Source organism: Actinoallomurus purpureus, assembly GCF_024055795.1.
GTDB lineage: Bacteria > Actinomycetota > Actinomycetes > Streptosporangiales > Streptosporangiaceae > Actinoallomurus > Actinoallomurus purpureus.
Genome location: NZ_JAMXMY010000002.1, coordinates 499,249 through 515,590, shown reverse-complemented (window position 1 = coordinate 515,590; position 16,342 = coordinate 499,249). Strand labels below are relative to the sequence as shown.

At 67.8% G+C, this 16,342-nt stretch carries 13 protein-coding genes and 1 pseudogene; 10 read left to right on the top strand and 4 right to left on the bottom strand.

All coding sequences use genetic code 11. From position 1 onward, the window contains the following. Positions 1 to 159: 159 nt before the first annotated feature. A complete protein-coding gene (locus tag NE236_RS07180) occupies positions 160 to 1,383 on the bottom strand; it encodes a helix-turn-helix domain-containing protein (protein WP_308209058.1) in 1,224 nt (407 codons plus the stop codon). Positions 1,384 to 1,600: 217 nt separating this feature from the next. Between NE236_RS07180 and NE236_RS07175 the strand changes: the two genes are divergently transcribed. The 10 genes and pseudogenes from NE236_RS07175 to fxlM all read left to right on the top strand — a co-directional run bounded on the left by NE236_RS07175 (position 1,601) and on the right by fxlM (position 11,683). After that, positions 1,601 to 1,846 carry a hypothetical protein gene (locus tag NE236_RS07175; RefSeq protein WP_252841012.1) on the top strand — a complete coding sequence of 82 codons (246 nt, stop codon included), beginning with the start codon at positions 1,601 to 1,603 and terminating at the stop codon, positions 1,844 to 1,846. Further along, a pseudogene (locus NE236_RS07170) lies at positions 1,846 to 2,669 on the top strand (SAM-dependent methyltransferase). Before NE236_RS07175 ends, NE236_RS07170 begins: the two are co-directional and overlap by 1 nt. Then, positions 2,662 to 2,979 (top strand): hypothetical protein, encoded by a 318-nt coding sequence (locus NE236_RS07165; protein WP_252841010.1) that lies wholly within the window; start codon positions 2,662 to 2,664, stop codon positions 2,977 to 2,979. Before NE236_RS07170 ends, NE236_RS07165 begins: the two are co-directional and overlap by 8 nt. After that, complete coding sequence (locus tag NE236_RS07160; RefSeq protein ID WP_252841009.1) at positions 2,972 to 3,187, top strand: hypothetical protein; 216 nt, start codon at positions 2,972 to 2,974, stop codon at positions 3,185 to 3,187. Before NE236_RS07165 ends, NE236_RS07160 begins: the two co-directional genes overlap by 8 nt. Before the next feature lie 66 nt (positions 3,188 to 3,253). Further along, entirely contained in the window at positions 3,254 to 4,501 is a 1,248-nt protein-coding gene (locus tag NE236_RS07155) for a hypothetical protein (RefSeq protein WP_252841008.1), read from the top strand. Between the two features lie 480 nt (positions 4,502 to 4,981). Next, complete coding sequence (locus NE236_RS43345; RefSeq protein WP_289849977.1) at positions 4,982 to 5,104, top strand: hypothetical protein; 123 nt, start codon at positions 4,982 to 4,984, stop codon at positions 5,102 to 5,104. 95 nt (positions 5,105 to 5,199) lie between these two features. Next, positions 5,200 to 8,316, top strand: a complete 3,117-nt coding sequence (locus NE236_RS07150; RefSeq protein ID WP_289849976.1) for a lantibiotic dehydratase — start codon at positions 5,200 to 5,202, stop codon at positions 8,314 to 8,316. After that, the gene (locus NE236_RS07145) at positions 8,313 to 9,566 is read left to right on the top strand and encodes a lanthionine synthetase C family protein (RefSeq protein ID WP_252841006.1); all 1,254 of its coding nucleotides are present in this window, start codon (positions 8,313 to 8,315) and stop codon (positions 9,564 to 9,566) included. The genes NE236_RS07150 and NE236_RS07145 overlap by 4 nt, the downstream gene beginning before the upstream one ends. 30 nt (positions 9,567 to 9,596) lie before the next feature. Beyond that, on the top strand, positions 9,597 to 10,445 hold the full coding sequence (locus NE236_RS07140; RefSeq protein WP_252841005.1) for a thiopeptide-type bacteriocin biosynthesis protein: 849 nt from the start codon (positions 9,597 to 9,599) through the stop codon (positions 10,443 to 10,445). 14 nt (positions 10,446 to 10,459) lie between these two features. Continuing rightward, on the top strand, positions 10,460 to 11,683 hold the full coding sequence (gene fxlM / locus NE236_RS07135) for a methyltransferase, FxLD system (protein WP_252841004.1): 1,224 nt from the start codon (positions 10,460 to 10,462) through the stop codon (positions 11,681 to 11,683). A 560-nt stretch (positions 11,684 to 12,243) separates the two neighbouring features. Here the strand turns inward: fxlM and NE236_RS07130 are convergent. The 3 genes from NE236_RS07130 to NE236_RS07120 form a co-directional block, all read right to left on the bottom strand. Beyond that, positions 12,244 to 12,513 (bottom strand): WXG100 family type VII secretion target, encoded by a 270-nt coding sequence (locus NE236_RS07130; protein ID WP_252841003.1) that lies wholly within the window; start codon positions 12,511 to 12,513, stop codon positions 12,244 to 12,246. A gap of 479 nt (positions 12,514 to 12,992) precedes the next feature. Beyond that, a complete protein-coding gene (locus NE236_RS07125; protein ID WP_252841002.1) occupies positions 12,993 to 14,243 on the bottom strand; it encodes an MFS transporter in 1,251 nt (416 codons plus the stop codon). A 521-nt stretch (positions 14,244 to 14,764) separates the two neighbouring features. Further along, positions 14,765 to 16,015 (bottom strand): MFS transporter, encoded by a 1,251-nt coding sequence (locus NE236_RS07120; RefSeq protein ID WP_252841001.1) that lies wholly within the window; start codon positions 16,013 to 16,015, stop codon positions 14,765 to 14,767. Between the last annotated feature and the right edge of the window lie 327 nt (positions 16,016 to 16,342).

Below are 16,342 nucleotides of genomic sequence, written 5' to 3'. Positions count from 1 at the left end.
TCCTCCCCACCTACGTGGGGGTGAGCCGCCGCTGTAGCCCCGGGAGAGGTCTTGGGTCGTGTCCTCCCCACGCACGTGGGGGTGATCCGACCGAACGGGACTACAAGCGGATGTGTGAGTAGTGCTCCCCACGCACGTGGGGGTGATCCGAGGAGCCTGTCAGCCCTCCACGTTCATGAACTCTGCGAGTGCTCGCTGTTTCTCGCTCGGCATCCGCGGCCGGGTTTGGAGGATCTCTCGAACGGCGTCACGGGCGTACTGCTGGTAGCGAAGCCAGTGCGGCTTGCGCCTCCGCAACTCGTCCAGAACGTCAGTCGCCGGATCTGGGGAACCAACCCGGACCAGCGCGAGGGCGTGGTCCAGACGATGACGCTGCCACTCCTCGGGCATCGTGTGGTCGAGGTCGCCCGGCAGATGGCTCGCAACCTCAATGGTCTGGTCGGGCTTGCCACCGATCACTGCGTTCTCAGCTCGCTTGAGCGAAACGGTGACCGGCCCGAATGTGCGGTAGTCGACCGTCGGATGCTCGTCATCGAGCCGTGCCGCACCGGCAGCGGCGAGCTTCAGGTACTCCGTCGCTTCCTGGGGCCTGTTGTTGCGAGCGGCCGCAGCCGACGCGCGCATCAGCATCCAGCCCCAAGCCGAGATCTCATCCGGCTCAGCGCTCGACATGCGCGGCTCGATCTCTGATGCGGTGTCGGCGCAGAGCTGTTCGACCTCGCTGAGCCTGCCCTGGCGAAGCATCGCGTGGGCCTGGGCGCTGATCGCTGCAGCCGCCAGGGGGACGTCTCCGATCGCCGTTGCGTCCTGGAGGGAGGCGTGGAGTGCGGTCAAGGCGAGATCATGTGCCCGGACCTGGATCAGGTAGCGGCCTGCGAGGCTGAGGACGTCGGCGCGGGCGTGTAGCGCTACCCGGTTCTCGTCACCCTGGTCGTGCACGTCCACGTGGTAGTGCGCGGAGCGAACGAGAGCCGGGATGATCCTTGCGAGGTCGTCGTAGCGATCGGCGTGGTAGGCCGCGGCTACGGTCTTCACAGCCCGGCGAAGCCTCGCCAGGTCGGGGTGATCGCCGTCAGCTGTGCCGTAGATGCGCCGGCCACCGAGTCCGATGGGCGGGCTGATCGCCGAGCGCATGTCTGCGAGCACTAGTTCGTCGGCAGCTTCTTCCTGCGGCTCCGGAGACGTCGGCGCGGCAAACGTCACAGTGACCACACCCAAGGCCCGTGCGATGTCGTGGAGGGTCTCCATGCGAGCGTTGCCGCCCCGCTCCAGCTTCTTGATCACCCCGAGGCTGACGCCAGCGGCTTCGGCCAGCTCCTCCTGGGTCATTCCTCGTCGCCGACGTAGCTCCCGGAGACGATCGCCAATGGTAGATTCAGTCACAGCCCTGCGTCCTTCCTGAGATCTGGCGACCTTCAGGTTATGACGCAGGATTTTCTGTTGTAACCGCGCTGACGAGAACAGCCACGTTTCGTGACCCTTTCCAGGACACGTTCCGTGGCTGTTTCGCTGTCGATCTTTAAAACGGTCATGCGTTGACTCTGTCACTGACAGATAACCGAACGTACCTTCTCAGTTGACCTGACAGAAGGACGCCGAGATGGACAGCGCATACACGCGAAGAGACAGTCTGCACGGCCCGTGGCCAAGCGACATCGAACAGCTTCAGGCCCTGTACGCCAGCGATTGGGAGATCTATAGGGAGCGTCTCCCCGGCGGGGTACATGGCGACTGGATCGCCAAACGCCTGCGCCCGAAGGACGGCAGCGCAACCGAACTCCGCGGATCGACATCTGACCATCTCGCCGAGCAGCTACGCGGCGAGGCTGGAGGGACGCCCTCTTGATGTCTGACGGCGACGGATACGGGGTGCACCTGCACCGGCCGCAGTCGAACGAGTACGACCCTAGTCAGCCAAACGTGGCTCGCATGTACGACTACCTCCTCGGCGGCAAAGACAACGGCCTGGCCGACCGGCTGGCCGTGAAGGAGGCCATCGAGCGGGTGCCCAGCCTTCGGCTGATGGCCAAGGAGAACCGCGCATTCCTCCAACGAGCAGTCAGATACTGCACGAATCAGGGCATCCGGCAGTTCGTCGACGTCGGCGCCGGACTGCCCACGCTGACCAATACCCACGAGATCGCCCAAAAACGAGCGCGCGACGCCCGCGTCGTCTACGTCGACAATGACCCGCTCGTCCTCGCCCACGGTCGCGCCATCCTGGCGAGAAACGACAACACCACGGTCGTCACGGCAGACCTCCGTGCCCCGGACGACATCATCAATCACCCCGAGCTCCTCCGGCACATCGACTGGTCGAAGCCGGTCGCTGTACTACTGGTCGCGATCCTGCACTTCATTCCGGACACCGATGATCCTTACGGCATCGTCGCGAAGCTCCGGAAGGCCATGGCCCCCGGCAGTCACCTGGTACTGAGCCACGGCGAGCGGAACCGCAGACGGAACACGTGGCCAAGGTGTGGAACCAGTCGAACGCTCCCGGCGTACCCCGCACACGCAAGGACATCGAGCGCCTCCTCACTGGCTTCCAGCTCATCCATCCCGGTCTGGTCCCCGTGTCGAAGTGGAAACGCGCCGCGGAGTCCGCCAAGGAGATTCCCGTCCTGGGAGCCGTCGGCCTGAAGCCAGCGGAGGCATCTCATGGTTGAGCAACGCCCGCGCAAGCTGATTGACCTGCTGTCCGCCGCGCTCGTGCGACGAGGTCTGCGCGTGCAGGTCGACGGCGACCTCGTGACGGCGACCAACCCACGAGTTCTCTCTCAGGGGGTACGCCTCCGCGAGACCCCCGACGGGCTGATGTGGTGCTGGCTCTGGCCCGGCCCGCGTCCGGCCGACCGCGACACGCCGCCGCCGGAGCCGGAGTTCGAGCCGTTCTGTCCGGCCGGCGACATCGGCCAGGCCGCCGATCTAATCGCGCGCGTCGTGTCCGGCCGCGTCGAGGAGCCCGCCGATGCGTGATGCAGCGAACGTCGAGACCGCCGCACGGCTTGAGCAGGGCCTGCCCGGCTGGGTCGTGATGTGGGCGCCCTACCACCGCCGGTACACGGCGTTCGGTGCGTGCACCCCGGCCGGGACGATCATCGACGCCCCCGACCCGAACACCCTCATCACCCGCGCACGCGCCGCCCAACTCGCCGCCGCCTCCGGCGCACGCCGCGCCCCGTAGACGTGGGCGCGGATCGCGCGCCTGGCTCGCGATTTAACACTGCCTGCCCTCGACACCAACGGAACCATGACTGAGACCTTCGATACCGCCTACGAAGCCTGCCTGGACGATGACGCCCAGCGCCTATACCGGCTGTTGAGCCGCCATCCTGGGCCCGACATCACTCCAAGCGCCGCTGCGGCGCTGATCGACACCACCGAGCAGGCCGCGACCCTCCTGCTGGAGCAGCTGGTCGAGTTCCATCTGCTCCAGGAGGAGCAGGGCCGCTACTTCTTCGGCGACCTGGCCTACGACCACGCATGCGCCACCGCCAAGAAGTATGAGAGCAAGGACGATCCGCTCGAAGCGTTCACCCGCCTGGCGTACTGGTACCTGCGCAGGGCCACAGCGGCTCAGCGGGCGGTGATCCCCGATCGCTGGTATCTCGGCCGCGTCTTCACCGAACCCCTCGCCGTCGAGTTCGACGAGATCACGGCACTGGAATGGTCGGCGGTCGAGCGCCACAACCTGCTCGCCATCATCGATGTCGCTCACAAGCTGGGTCTGCATACGGTCGCCTGGCAGATCGCCGAGGCGATGTGGGCCCTTTTCGTTCGCCGACGCCACTACGACACCTGGGTCAGCGCCTACGAGATCGGCTACAAGGCCGCCCTCACGGCCGGCGACCTGGAGGCGCAAGCCCACATGCTCCAAGGCCAGGCATCCGCGTGGCTTGGCCGATGCCACTTCGGCCACGCGAAGGCCCTGTCCGCCCAGGCTCTTGAGCTCGCGATGGTGAGCGGGCACCGCCACGCCGAGGCCACGTCGCTGGGGCTGCTGGGCCGGGTTCACCTCGGTCGGGAAGAACACGCTGACGCTGTCGACCACTTCGACGCTGCGCGCGAGATCTACCGCGAGCTCGGTGACGAGCGGGGGGTCTTCTTGATGACCCGGCACAAGGGGGAAGCCGAGCTGGCCGCAGGGAACTACCGCCAGGCCGAAATACATCTGGACGCCGTAGAGCGCTGGTGCCGGCAGGCAAACGAGCCGTACCTGCTGTCGCGATGCCTAGGGCCGCTCGGCCGCCTGTTCCGCCTCACCTTCCGATACTCCGAGGCAGGCTCGGCGCTGCAACATGCGCTCGAACTCAGCCGGAAGACCGGCGCCCACCAGCAACAGGCCGAGATCCTCGTCGAGCTCGCAGACCTGGCCGACGACACGGGCGAGACCGACCTCGAACAGCGCGACCTCCGCGAAGCGCACGCCATCTACGCGGAGCTCGGCGCTCTCGAAGCAGCGGCGGTCGCCGACCGGCTCCTCCCGGAGACCGAATGAAAGCGCCGTCATCTCCCCCCGCGTATCGACGGAGGCAGCATCACCGTGTACCAGTTGCAAGGCCCGGAATGGCTCGCCGAACACCATGTGAGAGAGATCTTCGGCGCAAGCAGGTGGCAGCTCACTTACTGGACCGATGGACTCCTCCAGCATCGAACCACCGTCTCGGGCGGCCGTGAATACCGCCGTACGGACATCGAGCAGCTAGCCAACACCCCCGGCAGGCCCGGCACACGCGCACGTCAACGGATCGCTCACCGGGGCTAGTCGTAGTCACCACTTCTCTCGTGAGAAGGCTCCGCCAGAGCATCACAGGCCCCGTTAACAAGCGCTACACGCTTACGCGATTAAAGCAGCCCGGAGGACGATTTAGGCTGCGGTGATTCCGATCGGAAATCTACTGAACTCGGGGTTGACATCTGGGAAATGTTTAGTGAGTATTCATCTCGCAATATCCGCAACAACAGGGAGGTATTCCCAATGACCGCTCCGACACAGGAACTCGACCTGGACGTGTCCATCGTCGAGAAGGGCGGTCCGGCCGACGTCCTGCCGACCATCACGGACAACGGCTGTGACACCGTCAAGGGCAGCGACTGCTGATCCCTGCTCTCCTGCTGGCGGCGAGAATCCCGCACCCGCCGCCAGCAGGCGAATCCCCGATTTATCGGCCAGGAAACAGCGCGAAGGCAGGGACATTGAGTTCTCTATCTGTTTTTCAGCCCTACCGGAATGTCGATACGGCACTTGTCCGCGCTGCATCCTCGGATGAATTCGAACTTCCTCCGTGGCCGAATACGGACGAAGCGACCGGAGAGCAATGGCGCATCTGGCTTCGTCGTGTATGGGAACAGGCCCCGATCGCAGCCGTGATCACGGTGGCGAGCCCCGTGCTTGCGTCCAGAGTCCAAGCCGTGTGTATGGGCGCACGCCCGAAGGACACCCAGGCGCGGCGCATAGCGATGTCGGTGGCTCGCTATCTACTGCGCATGTCAGGCAGGGCCACACCGTTTGGGCTGGCGGCAGGAGTAGCCGCGGCACGATTCGGCCCCGAACCATCGGCGCGGTGGACTGCCCGCCCGCACACGGTCATAGTCCGCAGTGATGTCGTGTGGCTGGCCGGTGTGATCGCGACCTTGGAGGCATGCCCCGAGCTGCTCCGGCGTCTGCCGATGATGACCAACGACCTCGCCGTCGTACGCGGGGATCGGCTAGTGGTGCTGGTACCGCCGCACGCTGCGGATCCTGACCGCAGCGTCTCGGCAGAGGTGTCGGTGCGACGTAGCCGGGCCGTCGAGCTGGTGGTGGACGCCGCCCGGTCACCGATCCGCGGCGGTGATCTGATCGACAAGCTCTTCGCGGAGTTCACCGCCTCGCCGGTGCAGGTGATCGAGACCACGGTGGCCGAGCTGGTGAAGCTCGGCGTGCTGATCACCGCATTACGCCCTCCCTCGACATGCCACGACGGGCTGGCCCACGTTCTGGACCGGCTGACCCACGTGGACGCCGCGACGCTGGATAGAGTCGCGCCCCTGGTGGAACGTCTACGGACGATCCATGCGGAGCTGGCGGCCACCACGTCAGCCGCCTGGACGAGCGCGAGGTCGAGGCCGCCGGTCGCCGCCCACATGCGCGACATCTGTGATCGCGCGGAGCAGCCGGTCATGGTCGACCTACGGCTCGGATCCTCGGTTGAGCTGCCGCCGCAGGTCGCCGCCGAGGCCGAAGCAGCCGCCGACGTGTTGCTCCGACTGACACCAGATTCCGGGGGAACGTCCGCCTGGCGGGATTACCACGCCCGGTTCTTGAACCGGTACGGCGCCGCCGCCCTCGTTCCGGTCACCGACCTCGTCGACCCCACGATCGGGCTGGGCTTCCCTGCCGGGTACTGCTCCGGGCGTCCTTCCACTCCGTGTGGATTGAGCGAACGCGATAAGGGCCTGCTCGCACTGGCCCAGCAGGCGGCGCTGGACGGCGCGCGCGAAGTCGTCCTCGATGACCTGACGATCGATGTCCCCGCCCCCACCCCTGCAGCCGATGCGGACCGTCCGCCGCACCTGGAGGTATGCGCGGACGTACGGGCCGCCACAACGACCGCGCTCGTTGAAGGAGCGTTCACGCTTGGGATCACCGGCATCGGCCGGACGGCGGCCGCAATGTCCGGTCGGTTCCTGAACGTCTTGCTCGCCGAGGACCATGAACCGCTGGCCCGCCTGTATCGCCGGCTGCCGGTCAGCGTGGACGGTGCTGATCCCGCACTGTTGTCCTTCCCGCCGCGGCACCCTCACACCGAGAACGTCGCACGGTCACCTCTCGCGCTGCCGGTTGTAATCTCCCTGGCCGAACACCGCGACGACAGCCCCGGCCGGATCCGGCTTGACGACCTGGCGGTCACGGCGGACACGGATCGGTTGTATCTGGTCTCGTTGTCCCGACGACGCGTCGTCGAGCCGATGATCGCTCACGCGATCGCGCTCGATGCTATGCCGCCGCTGGCCCGGTTCCTGTTCGAGATCCCGCGCGCCCGCGCCTCCGTGGTCACGCTCTGGCGGTGGGGCGCGGCAGCCGAACTGCCGTTCCTGCCCCGTGTCCGCTACGGCCGCAACGTACTCTCCCCCGCCCGATGGCGCATCCCCATCCGGAACCTCCCGGGCCCCGACGCCTCGCAGGCGACATGGACCGCAGCGATGACCCGCCTGCGAGATCGTCTTGATCTGCCTGCCACCGTGCACGCCGGGACCGCGGATCGGCTGTTGCGCCTGGATCTGAATGAACCGATGGACCTGGCGGTCCTACGCGCCCACGCGAACACCTGCGGGGACTACCTCGTGCTCGCTGAGGCCCCCTCGGCGCTGGATCACGGCTGGTGCGGCGGCCGGGTCCACGAAGTGCTCATTCCGTTGGTCTCGACCGCGCAACCGGCCGGCCCACCCCGCGCACTGGCCAGGCCGGGGCGGCTCCCCTTGGTCGACCGCGACCACGGCCGAATGCCGGGATCGAACGTCCTGTACGCCCGGCTGTACGGGCACCCGGACCTGCACGAGACCGTTCTGACCCGTCATCTGCCCGCCCTGTTCACCGACTGGGAACCTGAGCCGCTGTGGTGGTTCATCCGCTATCGCGACCCCGACCCGCACCTGCGACTGCGGATCCACCTCCCGATCGCCGCCGCGTTCGGTGACGCCGCATCCCGCGTCGGGGCGTGGGCCGCCGACCTGCGGCAGTTGGGTCTGATCGGCGACCTCACCCTGAACACCGACCATCCCGAGGTCGGCCGCTACGGAATGGGCCCGGCGCTGGCAGCAGCCGAAACCGTCTTCGCGGCCGACTCCACAGCAGCCCTCACACAGATGGCAGCCCGCCCAAACTCCGGCGTGCACCCGGTCGCTATCACCGCGGCAAGCCTGGTCGACATGGCGTCCGCCATGAACGGTGGGGTAGCCAACGGGATGCGGTGGCTGATCGACCATCCCCAGCTCGGCCAGCCGTCAGTGCCGGGCAACCGCGCGATCTACGCCCAGGCCGTCACCCTGGCCGACCCGAGCCAGGACCACGCGGCGCTGCACGCAATCCCCGGCGGACCACAGATCGCCGCCATGTGGCAGGAACGACGCACAGCACTGGCCGCGTACGCCGAAAGTCTCCACGACCCTGGCCAGGCGGTAACCGTCAGCTCGGCGCTGGGGTCGCTGCTGCACCTCCACGTCGTCCGCGCACACGGCATCGACCCTCAGCTCGAGCGCTGGTGCCATCGGCTGGCCCGCGCCGCCGCGCTGGCCTGGACCGCCCATCACCCCGCAGGAGAAACTGAATGACCTCCCTGGACGCGGTCCGACTCCGCGCTGCGGCACTCGCCGATCAACTCGCCGACCGCTTGGCGGTACCGCCACCTCTGGAACCTTGCACCGACAGCGGCCCCTCCAGCCCTTGCTGGCAGCACCAGTCACTGGCCGGAGGTGCCGCCGGCATCGCGATCCTGCACGGGGCACGCGCCCAGACCAGCCGAGGCGAATGGCAGGCAGTGCACGCCTGGCTCACCCGAGCGACCAGCGAGGACCTCAGCGCCGGACCCGGTGCTGGCCTGTGGTTCGGCGCACCGGCCGTCGCGTTCGCCATGGAGATCGCCGCCGAGCCCGGCCAATACGAGCGGGTCCACGCGACGCTAGATGCAGCTGTCCAGCGCCTCGTACGGACACGCCTGGACCAGGCGCACGCCCGGATGAGAATGGGCGCCTTCGTCCCACGCGCGGAATACGATCTGGTCCACGGCCTGTCCGGGCTCGGCGCTTACCTGCTGCGCTCTGATCCGCACGGCGGGGTGATCCGCGCGGTCCTCGCCTACCTGGTGCGGCTCACCCTGCCCCTTCGCGGGGAGCCGACCGGAATGAGTCTGCCGGGTTGGTGGACCGGCGACGTGCCCTCCCGGCCACCGCACGCGGACGCGGGCGGCCACGCTGACCTCGGCATGGCCCATGGCATCAGCGGCCCGCTCGCACTGCTGGCCCTGGCGATGCGCGAGGGCATCACCGTCGATGGCCACCATGCCGCGATCGACCGGATCTGCCGGTGGATGGACACCTGGCGCGGCGAGGGACCAGCAGGCCCGTGGTGGCCCGAACGCGTCAGCCTCGCCGATTTGTATGCCGGCCGGTCGTCCCAGTCCGGACCTGCGCGGCCGTCCTGGTGCTACGGGACGCCCGGCATCGCCCGCGCCCAGCAACTGGCCGCCCGGGTCACCGGCGATCACGCCCGCCAGCAACTCGCCGAACACGCCCTGGACCGCTGCCTGTCCGACCCGGTCCAGCTCGCCCGCTTCATCGACCCAGCCTTGTGCCATGGCTGGGCGGGGATGATCGCCACCGTCTGGGCCGCGGCTGTCGATGCCCGCTCCCCCGAGATCGCCGCTCACCTGCCGAACCTACTGAGCCCCCTCCTCGGCATCGCGGCCGATGACTCACCGGTCCCGCACGGCTTGATCGACGGCACAGCCGGGGTGGCCCTGACGCTGCACGAGATCGTGACCGGAACGAGAGGCCGCTGGCAGACCTGCCTGCTCATCAACTGACCGCCCCCTGGACGAAGAGGACAACGCGGAATGGACGACCTGAGATGCACGGTCGACACCGATACCCGGTGGCGGCAGACGAACCTGACGTTCGGTGACTGGCAGATCGCCGAACAGGCCGCCGTCGCGTTCCTGGGGCCGCGGCTGACCGACGCCGAGAACGCCGGACACATCACCGCCTGGTGGTTCGTCCGCAAACGCGCCACCTGGCGTCTGCGATACCTCCCCACCACCGGTCGGCAAGAGCAGGCCGCCGCTGTGCTCGACGAGCTGACACACGACCTCCTGGCCCACGGCGGGCTCTGCGACGTCGCCACCGTCATCTACGAACCGGAGACCCACGCCTTCGGCGGCCCAGAGGCCATGCAGGTCACACATGTTCTATTCCACGCCGACAGCCGCCACCTCCTGAACCACCTCCAACGATCCAGCAAGGCCCTCCGGCACGAACTGGGCCTGCTGCTGGGCGGTCGGCTGATGCGCGCCGCCGGGCAAGACTGGTATGAGCAGGGCGACATCTGGGCACACGTCGCCGCGCACCGCTCTACGGGCGACAACTCACCTCTCGCACCCGATCCGGCAGCCGTGCGCCTGTTCATCACCGCCCGAGACGACGGAGAGCACAGCCCCCTGCGGAACGCGCCGGCCTGGGCAACCGCCTTCGAGCAGGCCGGATGGCAGGTCGCCGAGCTCGCGCAGCGTGGGACGTTGACGCGCGGGCTACGAGCCATCCTGGCCCACCACGTCCTGTTCGCCTGGAACCGCGCCGGTGTCGCCGCCCATCACCAAGCGCTCCTGGCCGCGACCGCATCCGAGGTCGTCTTCGGCCAAGGATCCGTCTCCGCCGAACGAACCGTCTCCTCTCCGCCCTCCCTCTGACTAAGGTGACGCCAGTGACCCCAACCGACAGTGCCCAGAAGGTCGCTCCGGACCCCGAGCGTGTCCAAGCGCTTATCGACACCCTGCACCGCTTCAACCGCATCGGCAGCCCAGCGGTCGAGGCCGCCTTCCGCGCCGTACCCCGGCACGCATTCCTTCCGGGCGTCGACCTCGACGAGGCGTACGCCCCCCGGGTCGTGGTCACCAAACGCGCCACTGACGGATCCGCGTTGTCGTCGGCGTCCAGCCCCGTCGTGGTCGCAGGGATGCTCAACCAGCTCGACGCCCAGCCGGGCAACCGGATCCTGGAGATCGGCGCGGGCACCGGCATCAACGCCGCCCTGCTGGCCGAGCTCACTGGCCCGAGTGGTCACGTCACCACCATCGACATCGACCCCGAGGTCACCGACGGAGCCCGCGCCGGCCTCGCCGCCGCCGGGTACCGCCAGGTCGAGGTAATCTGCGCCGACGGTGCCCTGGGGCATTCTCCCCGCGCGCCGTACGACCGGATCATCGTCACCGCCGGAGCCTGGGACATCGCCCCAGCCTGGTGGCAGCAGCTCGCCGTCGGCGGCCGCCTGGTCGTGCCGTTGCGCCTGCACGGCAGTGACCTGACCCGCTCGATCGCGTTCACCAACCACGGCGATCGGCTGGTCAGCGACTCGGTCCAGGTCTGCGGATTCATACCGCTCATCGGAGCCGCCGGCCACGCCGGGCACCGCATCACCCTCGGCGACGATCTCACGCTCAGCGTCCGCGCTGGCGGCACGGACGACGACGCGCTCCGCGACGCCATGAACCACCCTTCCCAGAGGGAGTGGACCGGGGTGATCGTGAACGACAACGACCCGATCGAACACCTCGACCTATGGCTCGCCACCATCGACAGCGACCGCTTCGCACGGATGTCCGCAGGGCCGAAAGCGCGCGAGAACGGCGTGGCCGACCCGGCACGGCGCTGGGGCGGCGCCGCCATCCACGACAGTGGCACCCTGGCGTACATCACCCGCCGCGAGCTCGACGACGACACCGCCGAGCTCGGCGTCATCGCGCACGGACCGGATAGCCGATGCCTGGCCGACCGATTGGCCCGACTACTCCACACATGGGATCAACAGCGCCCCACCCAGCCCAGAATCACCGCCTACCCCGTCAACGCACCGGACGACGAGATTGCTGGGACTGTGATCCACAAGCCACACAGCCGTCTGGTGATCAGTTGGCCCTCGACCGGGTGATATCCGAGGGGCTTCCACGATCTGGAGCGCCGCAGCAGGTCGCCGCATGACTCCTAGCGGATGATCTGCTCTGCGGTCGTCCAGTCGGTCATGATGGCCTTCTGTGCGGCGGCGAGTGTCACCTTCCCCGCACAGACAGCCTTGTACAACTTGAATTTCTCATTGCCGGCCGGAATGATCCATCGAGACGCGTGGCGCGGCAACGTCCTTCGGGATGGAAAGGGCGCACTACTCAGCGACTGGGACGCGCTAGCTGGGGCCCTCGGGAAATAGATCTACTTCCCACTTTGGCCGCGACCCGTTTCGGTCTCCCAACAGCTCAACGCGATGCCTCCATCGCGGCGTACGGTCATGACATCACCGCATGGTCCGACTACCCAGTCCTACGAGACATTCGCGAACTGAGCACCCTTACCGCACTGCTGCGGAACGCCCATGCTGATGCAAGATCCTTGCAAGGCGATGATCGTCAATGGGTCACGTTCTGAAGCGGTACCGCTTCCGCCGTACCTGACAGTCGTGGGCGCCGAAGGTCTGCGGCAACCCTCGACGACACGGAGCTACCTGCCGACGTTGCGGAAGCCCTCCGCACGGCTGTTGATGTCCCTGTGAGCCTCCTGGAAGGCCGTGACCATCTTGTCGAACGATGGCTTGGCCTGCGCCCACGCTTCGCGGAACCGGTTCGCTCCGGGTCCCTGCCAGATGCTCTGGCTGCTCTGCGTGTTCGAGTTGAGATCCCTGATGATCTGGTCGAGCTCTTGTCCGTGCCTCTGGAAGAGGCTGGCGAGCCTCTTCATGGCTTCAGGATCGCCGCCGTAGATGCCGCTCATCGAGCCTTTCCCTTCCGCGATCGCTCTGTGCCGTCAGCCACGTTCGAGTGTGGCCTGCCGGTGGGTCACCCCGCTGCGGTGGACTGACCGCGATCGAACGCGTCAACGCCTCCGACCTGGAGCGTTCGCTTACGCCTGTCTGCATTCTCTTCTTTGCCGTTCCAAATCAAGCATCGGGAAGGGCACGACAGAAGTCTCTTACTTGTCCACTTCTGGCCATGAGCCGACGCAAACACGCATGATGACGGCCATGACGTGCGTAACCACCGCATCCTGAACAGTTGCCATATATGACCAATTGCAGGTTGCCTCGTGATCTATAACACTGGCTGGTCAATACCCCCCGAAGGAACCCCATGACCTGCCCGATTGCAATCGCGAGGTCACCCGGTAAAAGGATCAGCCCATTCAGGGCTCCTGGGGGTGCCGTAGCAGGCACCGGTCGACGGGTGCCGGGTTCCGGGGGTAGCCGCCGATACTCAGGACTCCTGGCGGACGGGAGTCTGTGCGTTGGGGATTCCGGCCGGGAGGCGCCGGATGGCAGGGATGGCGAGGGTGGCGAGGGACAGGGCGACCTGGCTGACGCCGGCCAGCCAGAGGGTCGGGTAGATGCCGAGTACGGCGGCGAGCGGTCCGGCGGTGGCCTGGCCGATGGGTTGGCAGGCGAGAGACCCGAACCAGTCATAGGCGCTGACCCGGGACAGGGCCTTGTCGGCGATGTGATGCTGCAGGGCGGTCTCCCACAGTGCGTTGAAGACCGTGAGCCCCAAGCCGCACAGGAATGCCAGGCCGGCCACCGCCACAGCCGGTAGATGCGCGGCGAGGCCGAGGGTCGGCAGGGGGCAGAGGGTGAGGGCGAGCACACCGGCTCGCAGCGGACGCCGCGCACGGATGTGCAGGGCAGCGATGCCGCCGAGCACGGATCCGGCGCCGAGGACGGCCTGGATCGTCGCCCATGCCGCCGGGCCGCCCAGTGACCGTTCGCTGAGGACGGGGCCGAGGACCAGGAACGCCGCGAAAAGCATGTTCGTGAGCGAGGCTACGGTGACGACCGTCCACACCCAGACGCGGGAGCTGAACTCCGTCCAGCCCTCGCGCAGATCGCGCATGAACGATTGGGCGGGCGGCGGCCGGTGCGCGGGAGGCCGGAGCCGGGCGAGCATGACTGCGCTGATGGCGAAGGTGGCCGCGTCGGCGGCGATGGCCCAGCCCGGGCTCGCCGCCGCGACCAGGACGCCCGCGAGGACGGGACCGGCGATGTCGCCGATCGAAATGGCCAGGCCGCGCAGCGCGTTGGCCTGCTGGAGCCGGCCGCCGGCCACGATGGACGGGACGAGGCCGGTGGAGGCAGGGTTGAAGGCCGCGGCCGCCGCGCCGTGCAGGGCCTGAAGGGCGATGAGTTGCCAGATGGCGGCGTGTCCGCTGATCAGCAGGGTGGCCATCGTTCCCTGGCCGAGGAAGCGGGCCAGGTCGGCGGTGACCATGATGCGCCGGCGGGGCAGCCGGTCGGCGACGACGCCACCGATGAGCAGGCCTGCGACCATGGGGATCGAGCGAGCCGCGAGGACGTACCCGAGATCGGCCGGTGATCCGGTCAGGCGGAGTACCGCGAACGCCAATGCGACGCCGACCATGCCGTCGCCGAGCAGCGAGGCCGACTGGCCGATGAAGAATCGCCGGAAATCGCGTTCTCTCAGCACGGCGAGCGCCCCGGCGGCACTCGGACTCATCACTTCTCCCTCCGACGTCCCGCCTCATCGGAGACCCGCTGTGGAGGCCTGCCGGCGGATTCCTCGTGGGCGGACAAGAAGCTCGGTCATCGAGTACGGGCGGTGCCGCAAATTCCGGAATAGTGCCGGAAATCGCCATGATCTCATATCGTTTTCCGAGCTTCTTGCTCGGCACATCGTTCCGCCATGCCCACGTGGGAGGCTCAGGGCGCCGGAGGCGACCCTGGAGCAGGCCCAGCGAATTACGGCGGCGCGGATAACGCAAAAAGACGGATTCGGGCCTCATAGCGCACTCGATTCGTCGTTGTCGTACTCGATCCCGATACGTTCTTGTCGTGCCCCGCTATGACCGCGAAGCCGCAGGATATGACGCGTCCCGCGGCGGAGAGGCGCGTGCCGCGGCCGCCGAGCGGCTGCCGCCGGAGGACACGCGCGTCCTGCTGGATGTCGCGTGCGGCACGGGGATCGTGACCAGACGGCTGGTCCATCCCGGGCGCTTTGGGGCGGGCAACGCGCCGTACTCAGGACTCGTGATGGGCGGGGACCGGTGCGTCGGGGATTCCGGCCGGGAGACGGCGGATGGCGGGGACGGCGAGGGCGCCGAGGGCGACGAGGAACTGCAGGACGCCTGCCAGCCAGAGGGCCGGGTGGGTGCCGAGTCCCGCCGCGAGCGGACCGGCCGTGGCCTGGCCGATGGGCTGACAGACGAAGGACCCGAACCAGTCGTAGGCGCTGACCCGGGACAAGGCCTTTTCGGGGACATGGTGTTGGAGGGCTGTCTCCATGAGGGTGTTGAAGACCGTCATCCCGATGCCGCAGAGAAGAGCGAGGCCGGCCACCGGGATGACGGGAAGGTGTGCCGCGAGGCCGATGACGGGCAGCGCGCTGAGCGGGAGGGCGAGCACGCCGGTCCGCAGCGGGCGGCGCGGGTGGATGTGCAGGGCTGTGATGCCGCCGATCAGGGAGCCCGCACCGAGTACGGCCTGGATGGTGGCCCATGCCGCGGGACCACCGAGCGAGTGTGCGGCGGTCGCCGGCCCGAGGACGTAGAAGGCCGCGAACAGCAGGTTGGTCAGCGACGCCGCCGTGACGAGCGTCAGCAGCCAAGTCCTGGAGCTGAACTCCGTCCAGCCCTCCCGCAGGTCGCGTACGAAGGACTGAGCCGGTGGTGGCCGATGCGTAGGCGGTCGCAGCAGGATGAGTGTGATCGCGCTCAGCCCGAAGGTGGCCGCGTCGGCGACGATCGCCCATCCGGGGCCTGCCACCGCGACCAGGAGGCCGGCGAGGACGGGACCGGCGATCTTACCTACCGAGAGGACCAGCCCACGCAGTGCGTTGGCCTGCTGAAGGCGCCCGCCGGTGACGATGGCGGGGACGAGGCCCGTCGAGGCGGGGATGAACAGGGCGCTCGCCGTACCGTGCACGGCTTGGAGAACCACCAGTTCCCAGATCGTCGCGTGGCCGCCGATCAGCAGTGCGGCCATCGTTCCCTGGCCGAGGAAGCGGGCCAGGTCGGCGGTCACCATGATGCGGCGTCGGGGCAGCCGGTCGGCGACGACGCCGCCGATGAGCAGGCCTGCGACCATGGGGATCGATCGGGCGGCGAGGACGTACCCGAGATCGGCCGGTGATCCGGTGAGGTCGAGCACCGCGAACGCCAATGCGACGCCGACCATGCCGTCGCCGAGCAGCGAGGCCGACTGGCCGATGAAGAATCGCCGGAAGTCGCGTTCTCTCAGGACGGCGAGCGCCCCGGCGGCACTCGGACTCATCGCTTCTCCCTCCGGCGTCCCGCCTCATCGGGGATCCGCCGTGGAGGCCGACCGCCGGCCGGGGTGGACCCCTCGTGGACGGACGAAACACTCGGTCATCGAGTACGGTCGGCGCTGCGCGGTGCGGAATAGCGGTGGAAATCACCATGATCGCATGTCGTTTTCCGAGCTTCTTGCTCGGGACATTGCACTCGCGATCGCACGCTGCGGAATCCGACGGGCAGCGGCGGGGCGGGCACTCAAAAAGGCGCATTCGGGTCCCATGGAGTGACCGATATGTCGTTTTCGTTCTCGATTCCGATACATTAGGCCCGGCCCGACCCGCTG

Excerpts from the sequence above, each read along its gene's own strand:
- NE236_RS07130 (WP_252841003.1), bottom strand. The coding sequence starts at position 12,513 with ATGAGCGGCATCTACGGCGGCGATCCTGAAGCCATGAAGAGGCTCGCC.
- NE236_RS07155 (WP_252841008.1), top strand. The coding sequence starts at position 3,254 with ATGACTGAGACCTTCGATACCGCCTACGAAGCCTGCCTGGACGATGAC.
- NE236_RS07125 (WP_252841002.1), bottom strand. The coding sequence starts at position 14,243 with ATGAGTCCGAGTGCCGCCGGGGCGCTCGCCGTGCTGAGAGAACGCGAT.
- NE236_RS07160 (WP_252841009.1), top strand. The coding sequence starts at position 2,972 with ATGCGTGATGCAGCGAACGTCGAGACCGCCGCACGGCTTGAGCAGGGC.
- NE236_RS43345 (WP_289849977.1), top strand. The coding sequence starts at position 4,982 with ATGACCGCTCCGACACAGGAACTCGACCTGGACGTGTCCATCGTCGAG.
- NE236_RS07175 (WP_252841012.1), top strand. The coding sequence starts at position 1,601 with ATGGACAGCGCATACACGCGAAGAGACAGTCTGCACGGCCCGTGGCCA.
- NE236_RS07140 (WP_252841005.1), top strand. The coding sequence starts at position 9,597 with ATGGACGACCTGAGATGCACGGTCGACACCGATACCCGGTGGCGGCAG.
- NE236_RS07145 (WP_252841006.1), top strand. The coding sequence starts at position 8,313 with ATGACCTCCCTGGACGCGGTCCGACTCCGCGCTGCGGCACTCGCCGAT.
- NE236_RS07165 (WP_252841010.1), top strand. The coding sequence starts at position 2,662 with ATGGTTGAGCAACGCCCGCGCAAGCTGATTGACCTGCTGTCCGCCGCG.
- NE236_RS07120 (WP_252841001.1), bottom strand. The coding sequence starts at position 16,015 with ATGAGTCCGAGTGCCGCCGGGGCGCTCGCCGTCCTGAGAGAACGCGAC.